The sequence below is a fragment of the Ensifer sp. Root1252 genome (assembly GCF_001425885.1).
Classification (GTDB): Bacteria; Pseudomonadota; Alphaproteobacteria; order Rhizobiales; family Rhizobiaceae; genus Ensifer; species Ensifer canadensis.
Map to the genome: position 1 here is coordinate 37,259 of NZ_LMDT01000024.1, position 21,192 is coordinate 58,450.

Annotated in this window: 23 protein-coding genes, 1 tRNA gene and 1 pseudogene; 17 read left to right on the forward strand and 8 right to left on the reverse strand. The window is 59.9% G+C overall.

Annotated elements, in window-relative coordinates:
- Positions 1-92: 92 nt before the first annotated feature.
- Positions 93-824, reverse strand: coding sequence for a rhomboid family intramembrane serine protease (locus tag ASD02_RS24670; protein ID WP_025426722.1), 732 nt, complete (start codon positions 822-824; stop codon positions 93-95).
- 344 nt (positions 825-1,168) lie between these two features.
- Here ASD02_RS24670 and ASD02_RS24675 point away from each other — a divergent pair, with 344 nt between their 5' ends.
- From ASD02_RS24675 to ASD02_RS24700, 6 genes are all read left to right on the forward strand, one after another.
- Entirely contained in the window at positions 1,169-1,777 is a 609-nt protein-coding gene (locus ASD02_RS24675; protein WP_051509159.1) for a PAS domain-containing protein, read from the forward strand.
- A gap of 106 nt (positions 1,778-1,883) precedes the next feature.
- Positions 1,884-2,492, forward strand: coding sequence for a PilZ domain-containing protein (locus ASD02_RS24680; protein ID WP_025426720.1), 609 nt, complete (start codon positions 1,884-1,886; stop codon positions 2,490-2,492).
- A gap of 837 nt (positions 2,493-3,329) precedes the next feature.
- On the forward strand, positions 3,330-3,938 hold the full coding sequence (locus tag ASD02_RS24685) for a transglutaminase-like cysteine peptidase (protein ID WP_057220552.1): 609 nt from the start codon (positions 3,330-3,332) through the stop codon (positions 3,936-3,938).
- 325 nt (positions 3,939-4,263) lie between these two features.
- Positions 4,264-4,998, forward strand: a complete 735-nt coding sequence (locus ASD02_RS24690; RefSeq protein WP_025426718.1) for a hypothetical protein — start codon at positions 4,264-4,266, stop codon at positions 4,996-4,998.
- A 184-nt stretch (positions 4,999-5,182) separates the two neighbouring features.
- On the forward strand, positions 5,183-6,700 hold the full coding sequence (locus ASD02_RS24695) for a D-alanyl-D-alanine carboxypeptidase (RefSeq protein WP_057205111.1): 1,518 nt from the start codon (positions 5,183-5,185) through the stop codon (positions 6,698-6,700).
- A 75-nt stretch (positions 6,701-6,775) separates the two neighbouring features.
- Entirely contained in the window at positions 6,776-7,045 is a 270-nt protein-coding gene (locus ASD02_RS24700; RefSeq protein ID WP_057220553.1) for a hypothetical protein, read from the forward strand.
- A gap of 250 nt (positions 7,046-7,295) precedes the next feature.
- On the opposite strand, the gene ASD02_RS24705 is transcribed toward ASD02_RS24700, so the two are convergent.
- Both ASD02_RS24705 and ASD02_RS24710 read right to left on the reverse strand, forming a co-directional pair.
- Positions 7,296-7,733 (reverse strand): DUF1489 family protein, encoded by a 438-nt coding sequence (locus ASD02_RS24705; RefSeq protein ID WP_025426715.1) that lies wholly within the window; start codon positions 7,731-7,733, stop codon positions 7,296-7,298.
- A gap of 77 nt (positions 7,734-7,810) precedes the next feature.
- Entirely contained in the window at positions 7,811-9,211 is a 1,401-nt protein-coding gene (locus tag ASD02_RS24710; protein WP_025426714.1) for an L-serine ammonia-lyase, read from the reverse strand.
- Positions 9,212-9,903: 692 nt separating this feature from the next.
- On the opposite strand from ASD02_RS24710, the gene ASD02_RS24715 reads away from it, so the two are divergent.
- The 3 genes from ASD02_RS24715 (at position 9,904) to ASD02_RS24725 (ending at position 12,213) form a co-directional block, all read left to right on the forward strand.
- On the forward strand, positions 9,904-10,596 hold the full coding sequence (locus ASD02_RS24715; protein ID WP_025426713.1) for a DUF599 domain-containing protein: 693 nt from the start codon (positions 9,904-9,906) through the stop codon (positions 10,594-10,596).
- A 132-nt stretch (positions 10,597-10,728) separates the two neighbouring features.
- Complete coding sequence (locus ASD02_RS24720) at positions 10,729-11,736, forward strand: DUF1624 domain-containing protein (protein ID WP_057205114.1); 1,008 nt, start codon at positions 10,729-10,731, stop codon at positions 11,734-11,736.
- A 3-nt stretch (positions 11,737-11,739) separates the two neighbouring features.
- Complete coding sequence (locus tag ASD02_RS24725; protein WP_025426711.1) at positions 11,740-12,213, forward strand: isoprenylcysteine carboxylmethyltransferase family protein; 474 nt, start codon at positions 11,740-11,742, stop codon at positions 12,211-12,213.
- Positions 12,214-12,286: 73 nt separating this feature from the next.
- Here the strand turns inward: ASD02_RS24725 and ASD02_RS24730 are convergent, their stop codons facing one another.
- Positions 12,287-12,673, reverse strand: a complete 387-nt coding sequence (locus tag ASD02_RS24730; RefSeq protein ID WP_025426710.1) for a MerR family DNA-binding transcriptional regulator — start codon at positions 12,671-12,673, stop codon at positions 12,287-12,289.
- Between the two features lie 70 nt (positions 12,674-12,743).
- Entirely contained in the window at positions 12,744-14,165 is a 1,422-nt protein-coding gene (mgtE, locus tag ASD02_RS24735; protein WP_025426709.1) for a magnesium transporter, read from the reverse strand.
- Positions 14,166-14,453: 288 nt separating this feature from the next.
- Between mgtE and ASD02_RS24740 the strand changes: the two are divergent.
- The 4 genes and pseudogenes from ASD02_RS24740 to ASD02_RS24755 all read left to right on the forward strand — a co-directional run.
- A pseudogene (locus tag ASD02_RS24740) lies at positions 14,454-14,936 on the forward strand (peptide deformylase); the annotation flags it as partial.
- Positions 14,937-15,084: 148 nt separating this feature from the next.
- Positions 15,085-15,345 carry a hypothetical protein gene (locus tag ASD02_RS24745; protein ID WP_025426707.1) on the forward strand — a complete coding sequence of 87 codons (261 nt, stop codon included), beginning with the start codon at positions 15,085-15,087 and terminating at the stop codon, positions 15,343-15,345.
- 160 nt (positions 15,346-15,505) lie between these two features.
- Positions 15,506-15,868 carry a hypothetical protein gene (locus ASD02_RS24750; protein ID WP_025426706.1) on the forward strand — a complete coding sequence of 121 codons (363 nt, stop codon included), beginning with the start codon at positions 15,506-15,508 and terminating at the stop codon, positions 15,866-15,868.
- 448 nt (positions 15,869-16,316) lie between these two features.
- Complete coding sequence (locus ASD02_RS24755) at positions 16,317-17,087, forward strand: adenylate/guanylate cyclase domain-containing protein (protein ID WP_025426705.1); 771 nt, start codon at positions 16,317-16,319, stop codon at positions 17,085-17,087.
- A gap of 92 nt (positions 17,088-17,179) precedes the next feature.
- On the opposite strand, the gene ASD02_RS24760 is transcribed toward ASD02_RS24755, so the two are convergent.
- Complete coding sequence (locus tag ASD02_RS24760; RefSeq protein ID WP_025426704.1) at positions 17,180-17,386, reverse strand: hypothetical protein; 207 nt, start codon at positions 17,384-17,386, stop codon at positions 17,180-17,182.
- 126 nt (positions 17,387-17,512) lie between these two features.
- Here ASD02_RS24760 and ASD02_RS24765 point away from each other — a divergent pair, with 126 nt between their 5' ends.
- The gene (locus ASD02_RS24765) at positions 17,513-18,094 is read left to right on the forward strand and encodes a cation diffusion facilitator family transporter (RefSeq protein ID WP_057220554.1); all 582 of its coding nucleotides are present in this window, start codon (positions 17,513-17,515) and stop codon (positions 18,092-18,094) included.
- A 137-nt stretch (positions 18,095-18,231) separates the two neighbouring features.
- Here ASD02_RS24765 and ASD02_RS24770 read toward each other — a convergent pair.
- Positions 18,232-18,316, reverse strand: a tRNA-Leu gene (locus tag ASD02_RS24770).
- Positions 18,317-18,510: 194 nt separating this feature from the next.
- Here ASD02_RS24770 and lipB point away from each other — a divergent pair.
- A complete protein-coding gene (gene lipB, locus ASD02_RS24775; RefSeq protein ID WP_038576894.1) occupies positions 18,511-19,230 on the forward strand; it encodes a lipoyl(octanoyl) transferase LipB in 720 nt (239 codons plus the stop codon).
- A gap of 28 nt (positions 19,231-19,258) precedes the next feature.
- Here the strand turns inward: lipB and ASD02_RS24780 are convergent, their stop codons facing one another.
- The gene (locus ASD02_RS24780; RefSeq protein WP_082555622.1) at positions 19,259-20,203 is read right to left on the reverse strand and encodes a DMT family transporter; all 945 of its coding nucleotides are present in this window, start codon (positions 20,201-20,203) and stop codon (positions 19,259-19,261) included.
- Positions 20,204-20,453: 250 nt separating this feature from the next.
- Between ASD02_RS24780 and ASD02_RS24785 the strand changes: the two genes are divergently transcribed.
- Together ASD02_RS24785 and ASD02_RS24790 are read left to right on the forward strand one after the other, a co-directional pair.
- Positions 20,454-20,852 (forward strand): helix-turn-helix domain-containing protein, encoded by a 399-nt coding sequence (locus ASD02_RS24785; RefSeq protein ID WP_025426701.1) that lies wholly within the window; start codon positions 20,454-20,456, stop codon positions 20,850-20,852.
- Positions 20,853-20,932: 80 nt separating this feature from the next.
- Positions 20,933-21,192 (forward strand): alcohol dehydrogenase catalytic domain-containing protein (locus ASD02_RS24790; protein ID WP_156408460.1); only part of this gene is annotated, 260 nt, incomplete at its 3' end.

Genomic DNA, 21,192 nt, shown 5'->3' on the forward strand with positions numbered 1-21,192 from the left:
TCCATGGACAATATCGGCCGTTTCAAATGGTGCGCCAGCGTTCCCGGGAAATCAAGCGTTCTGACAATGATCGCAACAGGATCGGTGCGTTCTCAATCGCGTGGGTCGAACAACGCGAACAGGAGGAAGCCAAAGAGGAAACCGCCGATATGCGCTTCCCACGCCACGCTGTCGGCTCCGCCAGGCGTGAACATGCCGAACCCGACGAGGAAATTCGTCAGGAACCAGATGCCGCTGAAAACGACGACTGAGCGATTGGAGAGCGCCTCGCTGAAGGAAAGCCTGCGATTGAGGTGGGCGAACTGCCGACTGATGCGGCCGCTTGGCGAAAACACGAATCGCGCCGCGCCACCCATGAAGCCCGAAACGACCCCCGAGGCGCCGACCACGACGATCATCTCGCCCCAGTGAAATACTGTGTGAAGTGCTACGGCAGCGGCGGCCGAAAGAGCCCAGAAGAGAGCCAGCCGCGCCATGCCGATGCGCCGGGCCACCGGTGCCCCAAAGGCAACCATCCAGAAGATATTGAAGATCAGGTGCTCCCAGCTTCCGTGCAGGAACGAATACGTCACCGGGCTCCAGAGCCACGCAAGGCTCTGCTCGGCAAGCGGATGATCATAGCGCGCTGGAAGGAAGGCGAAGTTCAGGATGATATCCTGGTCGAGACTGCTCGAGAAGACATAGGTGCGAAGCGCATGAATAGCGACGAGGAACAACAGGATGCACGTCAGCCCCGCCGGCAGGTTGAATGCGGGCTCGTGCGTGCGCTGGACGGCGCCTTCCCGCTCCGCCTCCGGTGGCGTCGCTGCCTGATCTCGTTCCATGGCTGCTGCTCTCTTCCGTCCGCATGTCCGTTTCAATCCGACCCAGTCGGCCGGGCAATTGCGCATCGCCGGACAGCGCGCCCAGCCATAAGCAAACAAAAAAAGACCGTCCAGTAAAAACTGAACGGTCGGTGAGCTCCCAATACCCAGAGCTCAAAATCTGTGCCGAAGGCAATCCTTCGTGAAGTGATGTTCATTCAGGTGCCAGCCCGCTGCGGCCGAAGCAATCGAAACCGTTTGTTAACCTTAATTTCCAGGTGGCACGGAATTCGCTCTGTCATCAGGACAACCGGTATGAGCGGTCGAATTTGTGCCGGATCGGCACACAGATCGCGCGAAATGGAATGAACGACATCATGCGCAGCAAGACATCAACGCAGTTGTTCCAGTATTGGAACCTCATTCGTGGCGACCGTGAACTACCGCGTCGCGACGAAATCGAACCGTCGGCCATCCGGACACTCCTGCCTGAGCTCTTCATCCTCGAGAGGGACAGTTTCGCCAGTATAAAATTCCGCCTGGCTGGAACGCATGTCTGCGCCCTCTTCGGCCAGGAACTGCGCGGCCAGCAGTTCGGTACACTCTGGTTCGGGACCCAGGCTGGCAGAACGCTTCAAGTCAGCACGCAGGTGATGGCACGACACGTGCCCGTCATGCTGTCGGCGATTGCACTGACGGAAGACAGGAGAGAATTGGAGATCGAGGCTCTGCTCCTTCCCCTCGCCTCCAACGAAGGTCACAGTGACCGCATTCTCGGTTCTCTCTCACCATTGTCGCGCCCGTACTGGTTGCACGCCGCACCGGTCAGCGGTCTCGATGTTAGGGGCCTCAGAGTGCTCGATCCGGATCGGACGGCGGCGCTCCTAAGGGAACCGGCCATGGACGAGGCATTTTCTCCCGGAATCCGGCAGGTGCAACACTTGCGCGTCTTCGAGGGCGGCCGCGACGCCTGACAAACGCCTGTGCCAAGATCCGCGCAGCCACCAACCGCAGGGCGAACATTCTATTAACCGGACCGCACTATGCTTTGCCTGCCAAGATACGTCATGCAGAGTGATCATGTTCTCGTTCCAGCAAGCTCAAAATACCGGTCCGAAGCCGCACCAGGAAGGCGCATTTCAGCGCGTCTCGGTGAACCTTACCGGGCGACTGATGCTTGCCAACCACGACGAATTCGACTGCACCGCCGTCGACATGTCACCGGGTGACGTGCTTCTGTTATCGCCAGCCCGCCCACGTGCCGGCGAACGCATCATTGCCTACATCGATCACGTCGGCCGGCTCGAAGGCACCGTGTCTCGGCTCGCCGAAAACGCCTTCGTCATCCAGCTCAACGCCACGGAGCGCAAGCGCGAGAAGCTTGCGGCGCAATTGACGTGGATTGCCAACAAGCACGAACTCGGCCTTCCCGAAGATCGTCGCCACGATCGTCTTGCTCCGCGCAAGACGCTGACCGAGCTGACGCTCGATACCGGTGCCAAGTATCCCTGCCGCATCATCGACCTTTCGATGTCCGGCGCCGCGGTGGACATTGAAAACCGCCCCCCGATCGGCACGCAAATCAAGCTCGGCAACATGAAGGGCAAGATTGTCCGTCATTTCCAGGAAGGCGTTGCCATCGAATTCTCGGGCGTCCAGTCCCGCGAAGCCCTGACGGAATTCCTCTAAACCGCGTCGCGGCCTCTACGGCGCCGCGCGTCAACGCGCAAAGGACGCTGCAGCACTTTAAATCTGCTGCATGATTCTCTCCTTGAATCGATTCCGATTTAAGGATTTAAGCAGTCGTATCCGCGGACTGCGCCTCAAACTCTTGTGATGCGCATGACGTTATCGCAAAATCGCTGCGTTCGTTTGCGCGATAGCGCTTTGGGCGATTTCGGCCGCCGCCTCAACGGCATTGCCAGCCCTCAATCGTGACGCTTCGTCCTCGGCGGCATCCGTATGCGGCCGAGCATAATCGGCAACGCCGACGCGGTAGACCGCCCTGGATCGGGGCTATTCCGGCCCAACACTCTCGACGATCGAACCGATGTTTCCGCGCGTCCGTTCCGACCGCGGCGCCTTGTTGCTCCATTTCAGCACAGCCCGTGGCTCCCTTTGCCGATTTTCGGCACAACTTTTTTCAAATAATTTTTCTCCGTATTTTCGCTCGTCGCGTTGATTTCACGTTGAAATCAAGCATTGCGGCCAAACGCAAAGTGGCGAAATTGCCCCTCCCCGACACATCCAGCTGCCGCCATGCACCCGGGCATTGGCACGCTATCCGTCGATATGCGCTCACAAAACCCCACTCTTGCAACCATTTAGATGCTTAACAGATTCCACTTGCGTGCTCGACGGCCGTTCAAGATCGATAAAATTTGAATCAAATTCGACTAAAATATATCTCAAAATCTGTTCTTATTTTATTCTGATACGATTTTCATTTGTACTTTGTTTTACCTCGCATATTCGCCAGCGATAAAAATGTCCGTGCCATTGTCGAACCATAACGGGGAGACAATCATGCTCAAGACAATCACCAAGATGATCGCTGTCGCCGCACTTTTGACCGGCGGCCTGGTCGAAGGCGCAATGGCCCTTCCGGCGAACATGACCGTGACCGGTGCGACCAACCCGCCGATCGGCCACTATGAGTTCTGCATGATCAATCCGGGCGAATGCCGCTCGAACGGCGCCGATCGCGGCCCGATGGTCCTGACGCGCGAAAGCTGGCAGAAAATTCTCGAGGTCAACTACGACGTCAACCAGGCGGTCACGCCGATGACCGACATGGAAATCCACGGCGTCGAGGAAAAGTGGTCCTACCCGGACAGCGTCGGCGACTGCGAAGACTACGTTTTGCTGAAGCGCCGCAAACTCATCGAAAGCGGCTTCGCCGGCTCTGACCTTTTGATCACTGTCGTCCTTCAGCCGAATGGCGATGGCCACGCGGTCCTGACCGTGCGCACCGATCGCGGCGACTTCATCCTCGACAACATGCGCAACAAAGTGCTGCTGTGGTCGGATACCGAATACACATACCTCAAGCGGCAGTCGACCGAACATGCTGGCCGCTGGGTCAAGCTGCAGGATGGCCGCACGGTCGCAGTCGGCAGCGTCCGCACCCAGTAACCCTCACAGAATGACCGCGGCGTGGTTGGGTGATTTCCCGCGCCGCGATCAGTTATCCGGGCTTCGGTCAGTCCCATCCCCGTTTCAGACCAGGCCCTGGCCGGTTCCGCTGTCCCTCGGAGCCGGCTTTCTTGTTCTCGGCCACCCCAGCGCGCCGAGATCAGGCGCGCACAAGCGGAAGACGCGCCTATTTAATCGAAAATTAACCACCTTCGACCAGCGTCAGGCAAGCCACCCCTGCCAGAGTCCAACTTGCGCTGCCGACCGACCAGCGGCAGCTGAACCGCCACATATCGCGCGGCTACCGCGACGGGACGCCCCATCGATGAGCACCTCTTCCAACGGGAACTCGGAGCCGGAACTCAGCCCGCTCCTTTCGAGGCGCTTCGTCTACAAGATCACCGCGGTCGTTGTCCTGCTTGCCGCGATCACCGCCGCACTTTCCCTGTCGGGGCGTTGGTTCGGGGAAAACCTCGCACTGGCCGGCCACACGTCAAGCCTCGTGCCCTACGATATCTTCATCGGTCAGGATCACCTACGCCTGCCCGCCAACGTCATTCGCTTTGAAAACCAGCGGGCGACGTCGATCGCCGAACGGGTCGACGTTTACGTGACATGGCCAGCGCTCGAGGGGTACAGCGACGACAACCGCAACCTCTTCAATGACGTCAGCCGTCCGGAGGCCCTGATCTTCCTGCAGATCGCGCAGAGCACGATGTCGCGCGACATGTCCGGTCGGCTCGACCCCATCTACACCCAGGTCTTCGAGGGCGCCACAGGCCCTGGCCCCAATGGGTTGACGCGGCACGGCGTCAAGGCGACGTCGAGCTATGCCGGCGAGGCCTTCTTCACAGCTGCGCGTGGAAAGGAGCCACCCTACGTCGTGCGCTGTCTGGAGCCTCGCGCGAACGAGGCCTCCACGAGTGCGGACTGCCAGCGCGATATTCATGCCGGCAAGGATCTCGTCGTCCTTTACCGCTTCTCCCGCAATCTGCTGCCGCAATGGCGCGAAATCGACAATGCTGTGGGTGGCTTCGTGAAAAGCCATCTCGTGCCCTGATTTTGTCCAAGTGGTGTGATGCTGGCTTGTGCGCCGCACCATTGCGCTACACCGGTATCACCTCTGTACAAATGCGTCCGATTCCGGAAACCAATCATTCATCATAAACCGATTGGTAACGCTATGCCGATACTGTCTCAGGAACGGTCGTTCCCGGAGGCGGCGTCCGGACAACACCCATGACATGAGAATGAAGAGCAGCGTAGTGTCCCAATCAGGTTTTCTTGATCTCGCGAAACGCCCGTTCGGCGCCTTTTCAAAGATGGTAGGACGGATCGTCCTTGCGGGCGCCGTCGCATCGGTTGCCTTCGCAGCACCCGCTTTGGCCAACCCGAAGTATTCGGGCATCGTCGTCGACGCGAAAACCGGCAAGGTTCTCTACGGCGAAGATGCCGACGAGTTGCGCTACCCCGCTTCGCTGACCAAGATGATGACGCTTTATCTGGCGTTCGAGGCGCTCGAAGCCGGTCGGATCAGCAAGTCAACGCCTGTTCCCTTCTCCAAGAACGCTTCCGCCGAACCGCCTTCGAAGCTCGGCGTGCGCGCGGGGCAATCGATCACGGTCGAGCAGGCGATCCTGTCGCTCGTCACCCGTTCCGCCAATGACGCCTCGACGGCGCTTGGCGAACTGCTGGGTGGCTCGGAGCAGCGTTTTGCCCGCATGATGACCAACAAGGCGCGTGCGCTCGGCATGACCCGCACCACCTATCGCAACGCCAACGGCCTGCCGAATACCGAACAGCGCACCACGGCCCGCGATCAGGCACGCCTCGGCCTCGCGCTTCGCCAGCATTTTCCACAGTATTACGATTACTTCTCCACGCGCAGCTTCCGCTTCGGCAAGCAGACGATCGGCAACCACAATCGCCTGCTTGGCAATGTGCGTGGCGTCGATGGCATCAAGACAGGCTACACCCGTGCCTCAGGCTTCAACCTGGTGACCTCTGCTCAACTCGAGGGTCGCAGCATCGTCGCCGTCGTCATGGGCGGCACCTCTGGCGCCAGCCGTGACGCCCAGATGCGTCGCCTGGTGGCAAAGTACATGCCGGCGGCATCGCGCCGCGGCGGTGGCAACCTGATCGCTGAAACCGCACCGACGCCGGTTGCGCCTGTCGCCGAAGAGCCTATCGCTGTCGCGCAGGTCGCGGAAACGCCGGTCTCCAGCCCGGTCGCAGCTGCCGCTGGCCTCGACCTGCCGAACACCGGACCGGTTCCGTCCGTGCGCTACAGTGGCGAAAATACCAACAGCGTGCAGATGGCCTATGCCGGCACCAAGCGCGCATCGGACAACCCGGTCCTGTCGCCGAAGATCGTCCCCAATACGCTTGACGCCCAGAGCATCAAGCTGTCGCGTCAGCCGGTTGCCGCAGGCATGGTCGACGGTCAGATCACCAACTCCGTTCCCAAGCGCGAGCCGGTCGCAGCCGAAGCCGAGCCGCAGGCTGTACCGCAGCCCCAGGGTTGGGTCATCCAGATCGGTGCGACGCCGGACAAGGAACAGGCCATGACCCTGCTCGGCAACGCCAAGGACAAGGGTGGCAAGGCGCTCAGCAAGGCAACGCCCTTTACGGTCGCCTTCAGCAATGGCGGTGCTCAGCTCTACCGCGCTCGTTTTGGCGGGTTCGACGACCAGAATGCAGCGGTAAACGCATGCAAGACGTTGAAGAAGAAAGGCATTTCCTGCTGGGCTGCCCAGCAGTAGACGGCATTTAGTTTCGGTGGCCGATCTGTTAGTCCGACCACCCTCCTCGGTTTTGTAAAGCGTACGAGGTTAGTTATGGCAATGAACGAGAATGTTCCGGGTGTCACTCCCTTGCCCGGGCGACGGGCGAAACCGTCGCGCATCAATCTGCATCCGCTGCATGAGGCAGCGATGCGCATTGCCGATCTCGGTCTGAACCGCCCGAAGGCGAAGACCAAGGATCTGGTAGGCATGCTCTTGACCCATGGTGCACGCGCCTGGCGCTCGACACAGCCACGCACCGGCATCCATCTTCACGTGACGGCACCCGGTCGTCGCCACCCGCTGAAGATGCGCATCCTTTGAATAGACTGAGATTGAAAGGCGGCTTCGGCCGCCTTTTTCGTCTGGCCACAGCGCCGCGCGTCTTATTAGACGCGCAAAGGTCGCTGCAGCGCTTTGAATTGCTGCATGTTTTTATCCTTAAATCGAATAGGATTTAAGGAAACATGCAGTTGAGCGCTCCGTCCTAAACGGAGCCATTGAAGCGTTCTATTTCTTTGGTTCTTCGCGTTTCCTGGCGGAAAACCGCTTCGCACTCTTCCTGGAAAGGCTCTTAGAGCAGACCGAGTTCGGCAAGCTCGCGCCGGAGCTCGAGAGGCATTTCGGCCCCATCGCCCGAAAGCGACGCCAGATCTCGAGGCGCTTCGTTAGCCTTGAGATAGCGCCAGCCCTGGAAGGCCCGACGCGGCTGCAGCTCCGTTTCAACGACTTCGGGTCCGAGCAGCAGATTGCAGCGACCGATCCCCTCACCGTCCGTAAAGGTTTCGATACCGATCAGCGGTTGGCGCGCCTGAACCTGACCCTTGATGACCCAATAGAGCGAGCCGCCTTCCAGCAGCTCGTCCATGCGTTTCGGCACCATTCGGGTGGTGTGGTATGAATGCGGTTCAAGGCCGGCGGCAATCGCAGCCAGGGCCTTGCGCGAAACCCATTCGCGCAGATCATCGATCGATTCCGCTCCGACGCAGAGCTTTATGAGATGCAGAGACATGGCTGTTTTTGAACACCCGTCCGGCCGTCACGGTCAAGCGAATTGCGCAGCGTCATCCACAATCGTTCGTGCGCCGCTCAACATTCGACGACATTGACCGCCAGGCCGCCGGTGGACGTTTCCTTGTATTTCTCGTTCATGTCGACGCCGGTCTGGCGCATGGTTTCGATGCAGGCATCGAGCGGCACGAAATGCTGACCATCGCCCTTGAGCGCCAGCGACGCTGCAGTAACGGCCTTGACGGCGCCGAGTGCGTTTCGTTCGATGCAAGGCACCTGTACCAGGCCGGCGACCGGATCGCAGGTCATGCCGAGATGATGTTCGAGCGCGATCTCGGCGGCGTTTTCGATCTGCTCCGGAGAACCGCCCATGACAGCAGCAAGGCCCGCTGCCGCCATGGCCGAGGCCGAACCGACCTCGCCCTGACAGCCGACTTCGGCGCCTGAAATGGAGGCGTTGTGTTTGATGATACCGCCGATGGCAGCTGCCGTCAGCAGATAGTCGCGAACGCCGTCCTGATCGGCATCGTCGTGGAAATGCATGTAATAGCGGATGGTCGCCGGAACGACGCCGGCGGCACCGTTCGTCGGCGACGTCACAACGCGGCCGCCGGCGGCGTTTTCTTCGTTCACCGCCATGGCGTAGACGCTCAACCAGTCGTTGGCGAGCAGCGGGTTGATCTTGTTGGAGCGCCACTCTTCCTGCAGCTTGTCGTGAATGGAGCGGGCGCGCCGGCGCACCTTGAGACCACCGGGCATGATGCCGTCCTGGCTAAGGCCGCGGTCGATGCAGCTGCTCATTGCGCCCCAGATGCGGTCGAGCCCCTCATTCAGTTCCTGCGGCGACATGGTGGTTTCTTCGTTTGCCCGCTTCATCTGCGCGATGGTCATGCCGGAGCGGGCGGCCATGTCGAGCATTTCCTGGGCAGTGCTGAAGGGGAACGGGACCTTGACGCCAGCAGGCTTGTTCTTGGAAGCGCGCATCGCTTCGAGTTCCGTATCGGTCACGACGAAACCGCCACCGATCGAATAGTAGATGCGCTTGAGCAGAAGGCGGCCGTCCTTGTCGAAGGCCGAAAAGGACATGCCGTTGGCGTGGCCTGGCAAGGGCACCTTCTTGTCGAAGATCAGATCGGTCTTCGGCTGAAATTCGTAAGATGGATGGCCCGGCGGCGTTATGCGCCCGGTGCGCTCGACGTCGTCGATCAGTGCATCCATGCGGTCGGGGTCGACGCGATCGGGACGCTCGCCGACAAGCCCGAGCACAACCGCCCTGCCCGAACCATGGCCGATGCCGGTGTGGGCAAGCGAGCCGTGCAGGCTGACCTTGATGGCGGCGACGGAGGCATGCGACGGACGCGGCCATTCGTCGGACAGGATGAGTTCGAGAAAGCGATTGGCGGCCGACATCGGGCCCATCGTATGCGAACTCGAAGGACCAATGCCGATCTTGAAGACGTCGAAGACGGAAAGAAACATGAATTGCCTGCCCGGAGCCTGAACATATGCCGCCGGCCCATCGCCGGATGCGGTCATATGCATGATTGCACAGTCGATACAAACTCGATCCCTCCTCAGGACCGAAGCAATACCGTCACCCTTAGATATAGGATCAAACTCTAAGCCATCCTATCCCTGTCGATCAGGCGATCAACCGACATAAGTTCCCGTTGGTGCGACATTGCGCCGACGATTCGGTCCGCAGCCGCCCGAACCCGCGATACGACTGCCCGGAATCAAAACAGCGCGGCTTCCGGGAAGCCGCGCTGTCAATCAGAGGACTTTTGGGTATCAAAGGCCGCCGAAAAGATAAGCAAGAACAAGAACGCCAGCGAAACCGGCTACGGCGCGAGCAGTCACGCCCCAGCAAGACTTCTGTATTGTATTGTCCATGATGTCTCCGAAAAACTCTCAACGGCTGCGGGCCACACATCAAGGGCCCGTGCATGGCGCAATCCATACTGAAGAAAGTGTAAAGACGCAACGGTGAAATATGGCGAAAAGGTGACAGGGGCGCATCCGCACTCCGGTCAACACAGCAAACGTTGGGGTTCGCGCATTTTTGCGGGAAGAAATTCCGCCGCAATTTCATCACACTAGTTGATGCAGCGCCGATTCTCCACAGGCGCGCCCACCTTGCAATTTCCAAAAGCCATGCCAAAAACACGTGTATGACCTTCGAAGATTACATAGCACTTACCGTGTTCATCCTGCTGTGGGCCGGCTTCAGCTGGGCAACAGACGGTACCCGTGGCTTCAAACGCATCAGTCTCACGCGGCTGATGAACGAGCATCGTGGCCGGTGGATTCGCAATTCGCTCAACCGAGACCTGAAAATGATCGACACCCAGATCATCGCCGGGCTGCAGGCGGGCACCGCCTTCTTCGCTTCGACAACAATCTTTGCGCTCGGCGGCTGCTTCGCTCTCTTGGGCGCGACCGAGCAGGTGCAGATGATCTTCGCCGACATGCCCTATGTCTTCCACGGGGGCCGAACGGCCTTCGAGCTGAAGGTCGCCGGGCTCACCTGCCTCTTCGGCTATTCCTTCTTCAAGTTCGGCTGGTCCTATCGCCTGTTCAACTACTGCTCGATCCTCATGGGCGGCATACCGATGACGGCGGACATGATACGCGACCGGCACGCCGCCGAGATCGCGGCCGAACGCGCGGTGCGCATGAACGTGCTCGCCGCAAAGCACTTCAATGCCGGTCTCAGGGCGATCTTCCTGTCGATCGGCTATCTCGGCTGGTTCATCAGCCCCTACGCCTTCGTCGGCCTGACAATCTTCGTCATTTTCGTTCTGACCCGCCGGCAGTTCTTCTCGGAGGCGCGCGCGGCCCTGTTGGAAGACGCCGCCCGCTAACTGCTCGCGCCACGCGTCTCGGATATCTCAGGACGGGAATCCAGCCGTATATTCCATTTCCAAGCAATCAAAGCCGGTCTGGCGCAAGCCTGACCTGCCAATCTCATTGGCGCCAACAGGATGGCGAACACCATGTCCGATAGCAACATGACCTCAACCGCTGAACCGCAACCAACGACGAGCGCCCATCGCCGGCTCGTCTTTATCGATGTGCTGCGCGGCCTGGCACTGGTGGCCATGGCGCTTTACCATTTCGTCTGGGATCTGGAATTCTTTGGCTATGTCGCGGCTGGGACCGCCGGTACCGGCGGGTGGAAGATTTTTGCGCGCCTGATCGCCAGCAGCTTCCTGTTTCTGGCGGGCTACAGCCTCGTGCTCGGGCAACGGCCGAGGATACGTTTCGATGCCTTCATGCGTCGTTTTGCCAAGATTGCCGGCGCGGCCGCGGTTATCAGCATTGCGACCTGGTTCGCCTTCCCCAACACCTTCATATTTTTCGGGATCCTCCATTCGATTGCCGCGGCGAGCCTCGTCGGCCTTCTCTTCCTGCCGCTTCCGGCAATCGTTTCGTTCGTGGCTGCAGCCGCCGCCTTTGCCGCTCCGCTCTATCTCCGCTCTGCGATCTTCGACGCACCCTATCTCTGGTGGGTCGGCCTTTCCGAAACGATTCCGCGCTCGAACGACTACGTGCCGCTGCTGCCGTGGCTCGCACCGTTCCTCCTCGGTCTCGGCACCGCAAAGCTTGTGCATGCACGCCTGATGGCATGGCTTGCCAAGCGCCCGGTGAACGACGGAAAGAGACGGCTGTGGACGAAAGCGCTGATCTTCGGGGGGCGTCACAGTCTGGCCATATACCTCCTCCACCAGCCGCTGCTCATCGGATTGGTCTATCTCTTCTCACTGGTCTCGCCGCCGACACTGCCGGATCCCAAGCAGGCCTACCGCACCAACTGCGTCGAGGCCTGCGGCCGTGGCAATCCGGCCGTGCCTTGTGACGCCTTTTGCGGATGTACGCTCGACCGTCTGGTGGAACAGAACCTGTTCGACGACCTGAACAGGGGAAAGATCAACGTGAACACGGATGAACGCATTGCGCGAATCGCCGGCCAGTGCACAATGGACGTGCAATCAGGGGACTAGGACATGAATGCCTATCGTGCCAAGCCGCTGAGTTTCCCATGGCCGGCCCTGCTCTACGGGACCGCCACCCTCGCAGCCTTGCTGCTTGCACGATATTCGCCCATCCCGGTGGTTCATGGCCACGGCTGGGTGCCTTGGATTTCGGGCGCCATCCTTGTCGCGACAGCAATCTGGCTCGATCTCTGGGCCGTCAAGACGCTGCTGGATCGCCACACCGCCGTACTTCCGCAGCGGTGCGCCACGTGCCTTGTCACCTACGGACCGTTCCGCTTCACGCGCAATCCGATCTATCTCGGCTACACGCTGATGATGATCGGCTTTGGCCTGATCACACTCAATCCTTGGTTCTTCATCATGGCGATTGCGGCGGTGATGTTGACCACGATCTTCGCCATTCGCAACGAGGAGCGGCATCTGCTTTCGCGCTTCGGCTTCGAGTTCGAGCGCTACTGCCGGCATACGAGCCGCTGGATCTGATCGGCTGCTTATAGACAATAAAAAAGGCGGCCAAAGCCACCTTTTTAATCTTCATGCGCTGAATGGTACCCAATCAGGTGCCGACGCCGATCTCGGCGAGACGCGTCAGACATGCCTCCTCGACATTGTCTAGTTCGGTGAGCGTGTCCTCGATATCCTTGCGCTTCTGCCGGAGCTCTTCGCGCTTCGCCTCGACGCGGCTCATCAACAACTGCAGCTGACCAAGTTCGCCGGGCGGGTCCTTATAGACCTGAATGATCTCGCGGATCTCGGCGATCGTGAAACCGATGCGCCGACCCCGGAGAATCTCCTGTATCAACCGGCGATCCGCGGGGCGGAACATGCGGGTCCGTCCGCGACGCTCCGGATGAATGAGGCCCTCGTCCTCATAGAACCTCAGCGTTCGGGTCGAAATGCCGAATTCCCGCGTCAATTCGGTAATGCTATAGTACTTATTCACGCTGCCATTCCATGATTTCTTGACCATCACTATCGTTGACCTTGACGTAAAAGTCAAACAACCGGCAACGTCACGTGACGTGAAACCACCAGGTGGCGATACCGAGAAAACTGGAGAAGCCGGTGATATCGGTAATAGCCGTCACGAAGACGGCGGAGGAGACCGCCGGATCGGCGCCAAAGCGTTCCAAAAGGAGCGGAACCATGATGCCGGCAAGGGCCGCGGCCATCATGTTGATGAGCATCGCCGTGGCGATAATGCCGCCGATATTCGGATCCTGGAACCAGAGGCCGGCCAGAAGGCCGATCAGCGTGCCGAAGATCATGCCGTTCAAGAGACCCACCCCCGCTTCGCGCCGGATGATTCGTGGCGCGTTGTGAATGTCGAGGCCGCGGGTCGCAAGCGCGCGCACCGTCACGGTCATCGTCTGCGAGCCGGCATTGCCACCCATGCCCGCGACGATCGGCATGAGGATGGCAAGCGCCACGATCTGCTGGATCGTCGCATCGAAAAGGCCGATGACAGAGGCGGAGATACAGGCCGTCATCGAATTGATGAACAGCCACGGGACGCGTGAGCGGGAAGCGTCGGCGACCGAGTCCGACAACTCCTCATCGCCGACGCCGCTCAGACGCAGCAAGTCTTCCTCCGCCTCCTCCTGGATGACGTCGACGACATCGTCGATGGTCAAAACCCCGACGAGCCGGCCGTTGTCGTCCACCACAGCAGCCGAAAGAAGGTCGTATTGCTCGAAGAGCTGCGCCGCCTCTTCCTGATCCATCTCCGCTGGAATGGCATGGCTGGTATCGCGCATGATGGCGTCGACCTTGATCGAGCGCTTGGAGCGCAGAACCTTGTCTAGATCAACGGCACCCAGGAGCTTGAAGGTCGGATCGATGACGAAGATCTGCGTGAAACTTTCCGGAAGGTCCGCGTCCTCGCGCATATAGTCGATCGTCTGGCCGATGGTCCAGAACGGTGGCACCGCGACGAACTCCGTCTGCATGCGCCGGCCGGCTGTGCTCTCGGGATAATCAAGCGAACGACGCAAGCGAACGCGCTCGGTAAAGGGCAGCTTCGCCAGGATCTCGTCCTGGTCCTCTTGATCGAGATCCTCGAGAATGTAGACGGCATCATCCGAATCCATCTCGCCAAGCGCCTCGGCGATCTGCTCGTTGGGCAGATGCTCGACGATGTCGAGGCGAATGGCCTCGTCGACTTCGGTCAGCGACGAAAGATCGAAGTCCTTGCCAAGCAGCGAGACGAGCGCCAGGCGCTGTTCCGGCTGGATCGCCTCGAGCAGGTCGCCCATTTCGGACGAGTGCAGGCCGGCGACGTGTTGGCGGAGATAGATCGTGTCGCGGTCGGCAATCGCCGCGCCGACATGCATCAGGAAGTCGGAGCGCACCGAACCGTCTTCGGCATAGATGTCCGCCCCATCATAGGCGGGGATTTCTTCGGAATCGCGGTCGTCGTCGCCGGTATTGCTCATGAGCGCGCCCTCGAAACGATTGCCAACTTTCCAGCCCGCCAAGCGCGGTTCTGGAAAGGGTACATCACTGCCGGTTTTGCCGCCCAGATCTTCCTCTCAGAATTGGGCCTTACAGCCCTGCTAGCGCAAAGCCTTGCCGAGGTCCACATCGCAGACGCGGACGTCGCCACTGCGGCAACAGATTTATTCAAGCTGTTGCAAAGACATGGGAAACGCTCGTGCGCACGCGCAGTCGACATCGACGGGGCGATCGGATAGCACTATGCGGCCGCAGCCGAGGAGCTTCAGATGGCGATCCACCCCATCCTTCGTTTTCCAGATTCGTTGCTGAGCCGGGAAGCAAAGACCGTCGAAGAGTTCGACGCCGCCTTGCGTGCGCTTGCGGACGACCTCCTCGACACGATGCGCGCGGCACCGGGGATCGGTATCACCGCGCCGCACATAGGCATCCTGCAGCGATTGACAGTGATCGAACTCGACCGCGAAAGTGGTGTGCGTATCTTCGTCAATCCCGAGATCGTCTCGCACTCGACCAACATGGTCAAACATGCCGAAGGCAGCGTTTCGATGCCGGGAATTTCCGAAGACGTCGAGCGCCCCGGGATGGTGCGCGTTCGGTACCAGACACTCGACGGTACGCCTGTCGAGGAAGACGCTGACGGCCTGATGGCGGTCTGTCTCCAGCACGAGATCGACCAGCTCGACGGCATTTTCTGGATCCAGCGCCTGTCGCGACTGAAGCGGGAGCGCGCCGTCAAGAAGTTCGAGAAACCACAAGCGAGTTGGCGCGAAACTGACCTGGCGAGCGCCGTCCACCGAGGAGATCGAGCAGACTGCAGTATATCAATCGAACCCGAGCTTTTCGTCCCAGGACCAAATGTCTAGTGTCAAACACAGGTTTTCAATCAAGGATCAGCCTATGAGACCGACGCATGTCGCAATCCTCGCCCTTCTCGCTCTGGCGGGATGCAACACCGCCCCCCCCAACCTCGAGCCGTTACCGGGCAGCCTCACCTACGGCGAGACAGGTCCAATGCGAAAGACGCAGGCGGCGCCGGGTACGATGATTCAGAACCGCTTCTTGCACCAGGGCACCATGGTCTACGAAACCTACGAAGTTCAACCCGATCACAGCTACAAGCTCGTGCGTCGCAGTGTCGCCGACACCTGGTCGAACTGAACATCACGTTTCATGCTGAAATGACATATGAAGCCGGGCCGCCAATTCGTTGGCGTTCCGGCTTCTCTTATCCCTGGCCAATGACCGGGCGATTTGCCTCAAGACGGAACATTGTTGTTCTATGCCCGTTGTTTACGATGACAACAACGGAGGTCATCCGATGAGCAAATATCTGGATGAGCGAGGCGATCCTATCTCAGCAACACATGATCCCGACCGGGAGGACTTTACGGCGCGCGAAAGCCGTCAGGGTCCGCTGGGTGTGCGTGTTCTGGCAATCCTCGGTGCTGGCCTGTTTCTGGCGCTGCTTGTGTGGGGAGGCACCGAAATCTGGAGCGAAAACAGCGATAGCGAACGGACCACGGCAGTCGACCAGATCCAACCGCAACCATCACCGGAGCACACCGGCAGCATCGACAACAAGCAGGGCCGGATACCGGCACCGACGAATACCGCGCCGACCGCAGGTTCAAGCACCGGCGACGAAACACAACAAGTTTCGCCCGACGGCACGGTTAAATGACAGCAGCTGCCGGTTCGGGCTTTCGCCGAGTAACGAAGGTGCCGCAAAGAGCGCCTATCCTCGAAAGAGAAGCTCGAAGACCGGTTGAAGCGCGATAGGCGAAAGCTTGGGGAAGCTGGACAATGAACAATCCAGCTTTCGAGGAGCGGAGCGCGCGCCAAGCATCTCCGCCGGTCACCCCTTGCGCGGATCGCAAAGCGCAAGCGTAACCGCGACTTCCGTTATTCCCCCCTCGCAATTCCCTCCCTCGCACTTTTCGGGTTACCAGCGAAGTCGGATGTTCTGGCGGGCGGCAGTCGGCTGACACTGCAGGGTGAGACGCGCAGCAGAATACGCCGCGCCTTTATTGTCGCCCGATCCAAACCACGAGTTGCCAAAAGCAACTGAATATTAGAAGTTTATTAACGCGCGACCAAAAGGTTTCTGCGGCCTGACGAGATTGCAGGGCATGACGACTGCCTCTTCCCCCGAGCCTGCCCATCACAGCAACGCCAACATATGCCGGGGCTGCTGGGATCAGATGCGCGTACCTATCCCGATCCGCGGCCCGCTTGCCCTTCCCTTCCGCGCATTCGGCATCACCCGAAGCAAGATGAATCCAAACATCTGCACGATCTGCGAACGCTCCTTCCGTTACGTCAAGAAGCAACGCCACATAACCACCCGCGCTACCATCCTGTTTGCAGATATGCGGGGGTTCACGCATCTGTCGGAGCGGATCGAAGCGCTTGAGCTGAGCGAAATTGTCAGCCTTTTCCAGGATCGCTGCGCGCAGGCGGTTTGGGCGCATGACGGCATCGTCAACAAGCAGATGGGCGACGGCCTGATGGCGATCTTCAACTTCCCGATCGAGATAAAGGATCATGCTCGTGCTGCGATCAAGGCGGCGATGGATATACAGCGACATCACGCAGCCCTGGACGGCTCGAACCTGGTCCTCGAAGGCACCCTTGGTCATACGCTCGGCGTTGGTGTCGGCATCCATACCGGCGATGTCGAGATTGGCGAATTCTCAAGCTTCCGCAGCGATTTCACCGCAATCGGCGGCACCGTCAATCAGGCTGCAAGGCTCGAATCCCAGGCCGGTGCCGGCGAGATCCTGGTATCAGCGGAGACGGCCGCCCAAGCGCCGGACTTCATCGATGGCTCCGAGACCCGTCTGCTTTCGCTGAAGGGCATCGAGCACCCGGTGCAGGCGAACGTACTCAAGACAAGGTGACTATAGACGCTAAGCCGTTTCTCACTGTTGGCGCAACCAGCCAATTTTCTGCCGAATCGCTGCCGCAAGCTCCGGCGGCCGCTCGCCGTCGATCAAGCCTTCCACATCTTCACCCAAATGCGCCTTGCCTGTCGAAGGGAGCGCTCCATCTGACCTTCCGCACCGGTACCGATCTCGCGTTGCGCCAGACGCACCAGCAAGCGGTTCGCGATCAGCCGGACGACGGTGATCAGAGCACCTCCGTCTAAGGCGACCGGTGCGCAGCCGGCATTGCTGGCTGCGTTGGCAGAGGCTTCCATGAGCAGTGCATATCTCGAAACCTAACGCTCAGGATAGCAATCTATTGCTGGCAAGTGCGTCAAAATTGTCGATGGTGTATTTCGGTAGCTCTGAAGGAAACCCTTAGTGGATGAAGGAAACCCTTAGTGGATAACAATTTACGCCGCGTCGTGCTCATCGTCGCCTTATTGAACCTAGGCTACTTCGGGGTTGAATTCTTCGTTGCGCTTGCCATCGGCTCCGTTTCCCTCTTGGCCGATAGTGTCGACTTTCTCGAAGACACGTCCGTGAACATCCTGATCTTCTTGGCGCTCACCTGGACAGCGCGGAGCCGTGCACGTGTCGGTATGGCGATGGCATTCATTCTTCTGGTCCCCGCGCTGGCCTTCTTATGGACGGCTTGGGCGAAGTTCATGGATCCAATCCCGCCTGAGCCCTTTGCACTATCCCTGACTGGCTTTGGCGCTCTCCTGATCAACCTGTTCTGTGCATACCTTCTCGCCGCGTACCGCCATGGAAGCGGCAGCCTCACGCGGGCGGCATTCCTGTCTGCCCGCAATGACGCCTTTGCCAATGTCGCCATCATCGGCGCGGGCCTGGCGACGGCTTACCTGTGGCAGTCGGCTTGGCCGGATTTAATTGTTGGGCTGGGGATCGCACTGATGAACCTGGATGCAGCGCGGGAAGTCTGGGAAGCTGCGCGCGAGGAACACGACGCCGTGGCGTAATTCGTACGAATTGAAGCCGGAAACTCGCGCTTGGTGCAATGGAACGAACAGATGTCCCACGCATGGTCCCGACGTGGGACACCGTTGCGCTAAGTATAGGGATAAAAACAAAAAAACCTGCCGAAGCAGGTTTTCTTTGGTGCGGTCGAGAAGACTCGAACTTCCACGGGTTGCCCCACAGCGACCTCAACGCTGCGCGTCTACCAATTCCGCCACGACCGCATCGTGGTAGGTGCCGAATTGCTCCGGCGGGGCTGCATGTAGCAAAAGCCTCTGGGGTGCACAAGGGCATGACGACAGAAATTTGACGGGAAAAGAAACTATTTCAACAGCCTCCCCGCGAAGCCCTGCAAACGCTGGACTCTTGTCGCGCGCCGTCCCATGTACAGGGGATCAAAACAGGAATGCAGACGGAAATGCAGCGCGAAAATCTGAGCCAGGACATGTTCGCCCCCCCGGAATCACCCCCGGTTCGCTGGCGGATCGCCCATCACCTCGTCGATTATCCACAGGCGGTTGAAACGATGGAGCGCGAAGCGGCCGCCATTGCCGCCGGCACCGCCGACGAGCTCGTCTGGCTGGTGGAACACCCGCCGCTCTATACCGCAGGCACCAGCGCCGACGCGGCAGACCTCGTGATGCCCGATCGGTTCCCAGTGTTTGCGACCGGCCGCGGCGGTGAATACACCTATCACGGCCCTGGCCAGCGGGTGGTCTATGTCATGCTGGATCTCAAGCGTCGGCGACAGGACGTGCGGGCGTTCGTCGCCGCGCTGGAAAGCGTTGTCATCTCGACGCTTGGTTCGATGAACGTCAAAGGCGAACGCCGAGAGGATCGCGTCGGCGTCTGGGTTCGCCGTCCGGAGAAACCGTCACTTCCGGACGGGTCTACGGCTGAAGACAAGATCGCGGCGATCGGCATTCGCCTGCGCCGCTGGGTGAGCTTTCACGGTTTCTCGCTCAACGTCGATCCGGATCTCGACCATTTCGGCGGCATCGTGCCCTGCGGCATCCGCGGCTACGGCGTCACCAGCCTCGTCGATCTCGGCCTGCCGGTGATGGTGCCGGATGTGGACATGCGCCTGCGCGAAGCCTTCGAAACGGTCTTCGGCCCGACCCGCAACGACCAAGCCTGAATTTGGGACTATTAGGAAGAGGGATGTTTCAGGGCGCTTCGATGAAGCGATCCCTGGCCCGTCGTTCGCGCCAGATCATGAAAAGTCCTGACACGACGATGATCGCAATCCCCAGCCATTTCGAGACCGATGGAAAATCTCCGAAGATGAGATAGCCAAGCGCTGTCGCGGTGACGATCTCGAAATAGGCAAACGGCGCCAGCAGGGAAACGGGTGCCGCCTGGAAGGCCTTGACCACCAGGAGGTGGCCATAGCCCGAAAGCGAGCCGAGGATGACGACGAGCGCCCAGCCGAGCGCGGTCTTTGGCAGAGACGGCTCGAAGTCCGCGACACCCATTTGATCGCCGATCGCAATCACCCCCACCATGAACAGCGTTCCGCCGATACCGGCAATCGTCTGCATCGTCAGCGGGCTGTCGGCCGTTCCGACGGCCCGGTTCAGCAGGAGATAACAGGCAAAGACCGAGGCACAGGCGACCGGCAGCAACGATGTTGCGCCGAAGACGGCGAAGCTGGGCTGAATGACGATCATTGCACCGGCAAAACCTACGGCAATTGCCAGCCAGCGGCGCCAGTCGACCTTCTCGCGCAGGAGCAGCGCGGACAGGCAGGTCAGGATGAACGGCTCGACGAAATAGATCGCGAACACATCGGCGAGCGGCATGTATTTCACCGAAATGAAGAAGAACAAGGCCGCCGCCGCCAGAAGAACGCCGCGCAGCAGGTTGAGCCAGAGCCTTTTCGGGCGCAGCGCCCGCAGACCACCAACGGTAATGAGCAAGGGCAGCGTGGCGACAAGCTGGAAGAAGAATCGATAGAACGTCACCTGTGCCGGCGCCATGCCCTCGACGACAGCCATGTACTTGGCGATCACATCCATGCCTGGCAGGATGATCATGGCAAAGAGCATGATGGCGACGCCCTGCATTACCGTGTTCTGGGGATTGGCTGCTGTCGATGCAGACGCGGTCATGGGCTTGTTCCGATTGGGCTGCGCCACTTTAGAACGTTCGCAGCACTTTTCAACGCATACGGGTACGACACGGTAAGACATGTTTCATGGTCGGAGCCGCTTTTGACCGTGTTTTTGCCGCTGCGGGGTGGTCCCTGACGGGCCGAATGCCTATAAGCTCATTTCATCTTCCGCCCCGGAGGAGAAGCGCTCTTACTTCTCTGATCAGAAACCGGGACCTTTGAACGTGACCGTGGCAAAGGAGATATCCATGCGCTTGTCCACCGAAACGATGATTGCTCGCCTGCGCGACACCGGCGACGGAGATACGTTGGGCGGGCGCATCTGGCGCGCGCGCGACGCGGCCAACCTCTCGACCAAGGACCTTGCCGATCAGCTCGGCGTCAGAGTGGAAACGGTTGCCGCCTGGGAGCGCGACCGTGCGGAGCCGCGCACCACCCGCCTGTTCATGCTCGCCGGCGTGCTCGGTGTTACGCCCGCCTGGCTGATCGCCGGCATGGGCCGCGCGCCGGATGATGAGACGAAGACCGTTTCGAGCGAGAGCCTTCGAGAGCAGCTGGCTCTCGTCAAGAAATTGCACGAACAGACTGGCAGGGCCATTGCCGCTCTTGAGATAGAGCTCAATCGCGTTCAACAGACTATTCGTTAGTTCATTGCCGATTCCAACGGGCGACATTGGCCGTTCTGTCGATGCCACCCGAAATCATTGTTAGTTCAAGGAGAAAATAGATGGATGTACGCGCCGCCGTCGCCGTTCAGGCCGGCAAGCCGCTGGAAGTGATGACCGTTCAGCTCGAAGGCCCGCGGGCCGGCGAGGTTCTGATCGAGGTCAAGGCGACCGGCATCTGCCACACCGACGATTTCACGCTTTCCGGCGCCGACCCCGAAGGTCTGTTCCCGGCGATCCTCGGCCATGAGGGTGCCGGCGTCGTCGTTGATGTCGGCCCGGGCGTGACCTCGGTCAAGAAGGGCGACCATGTCATCCCGCT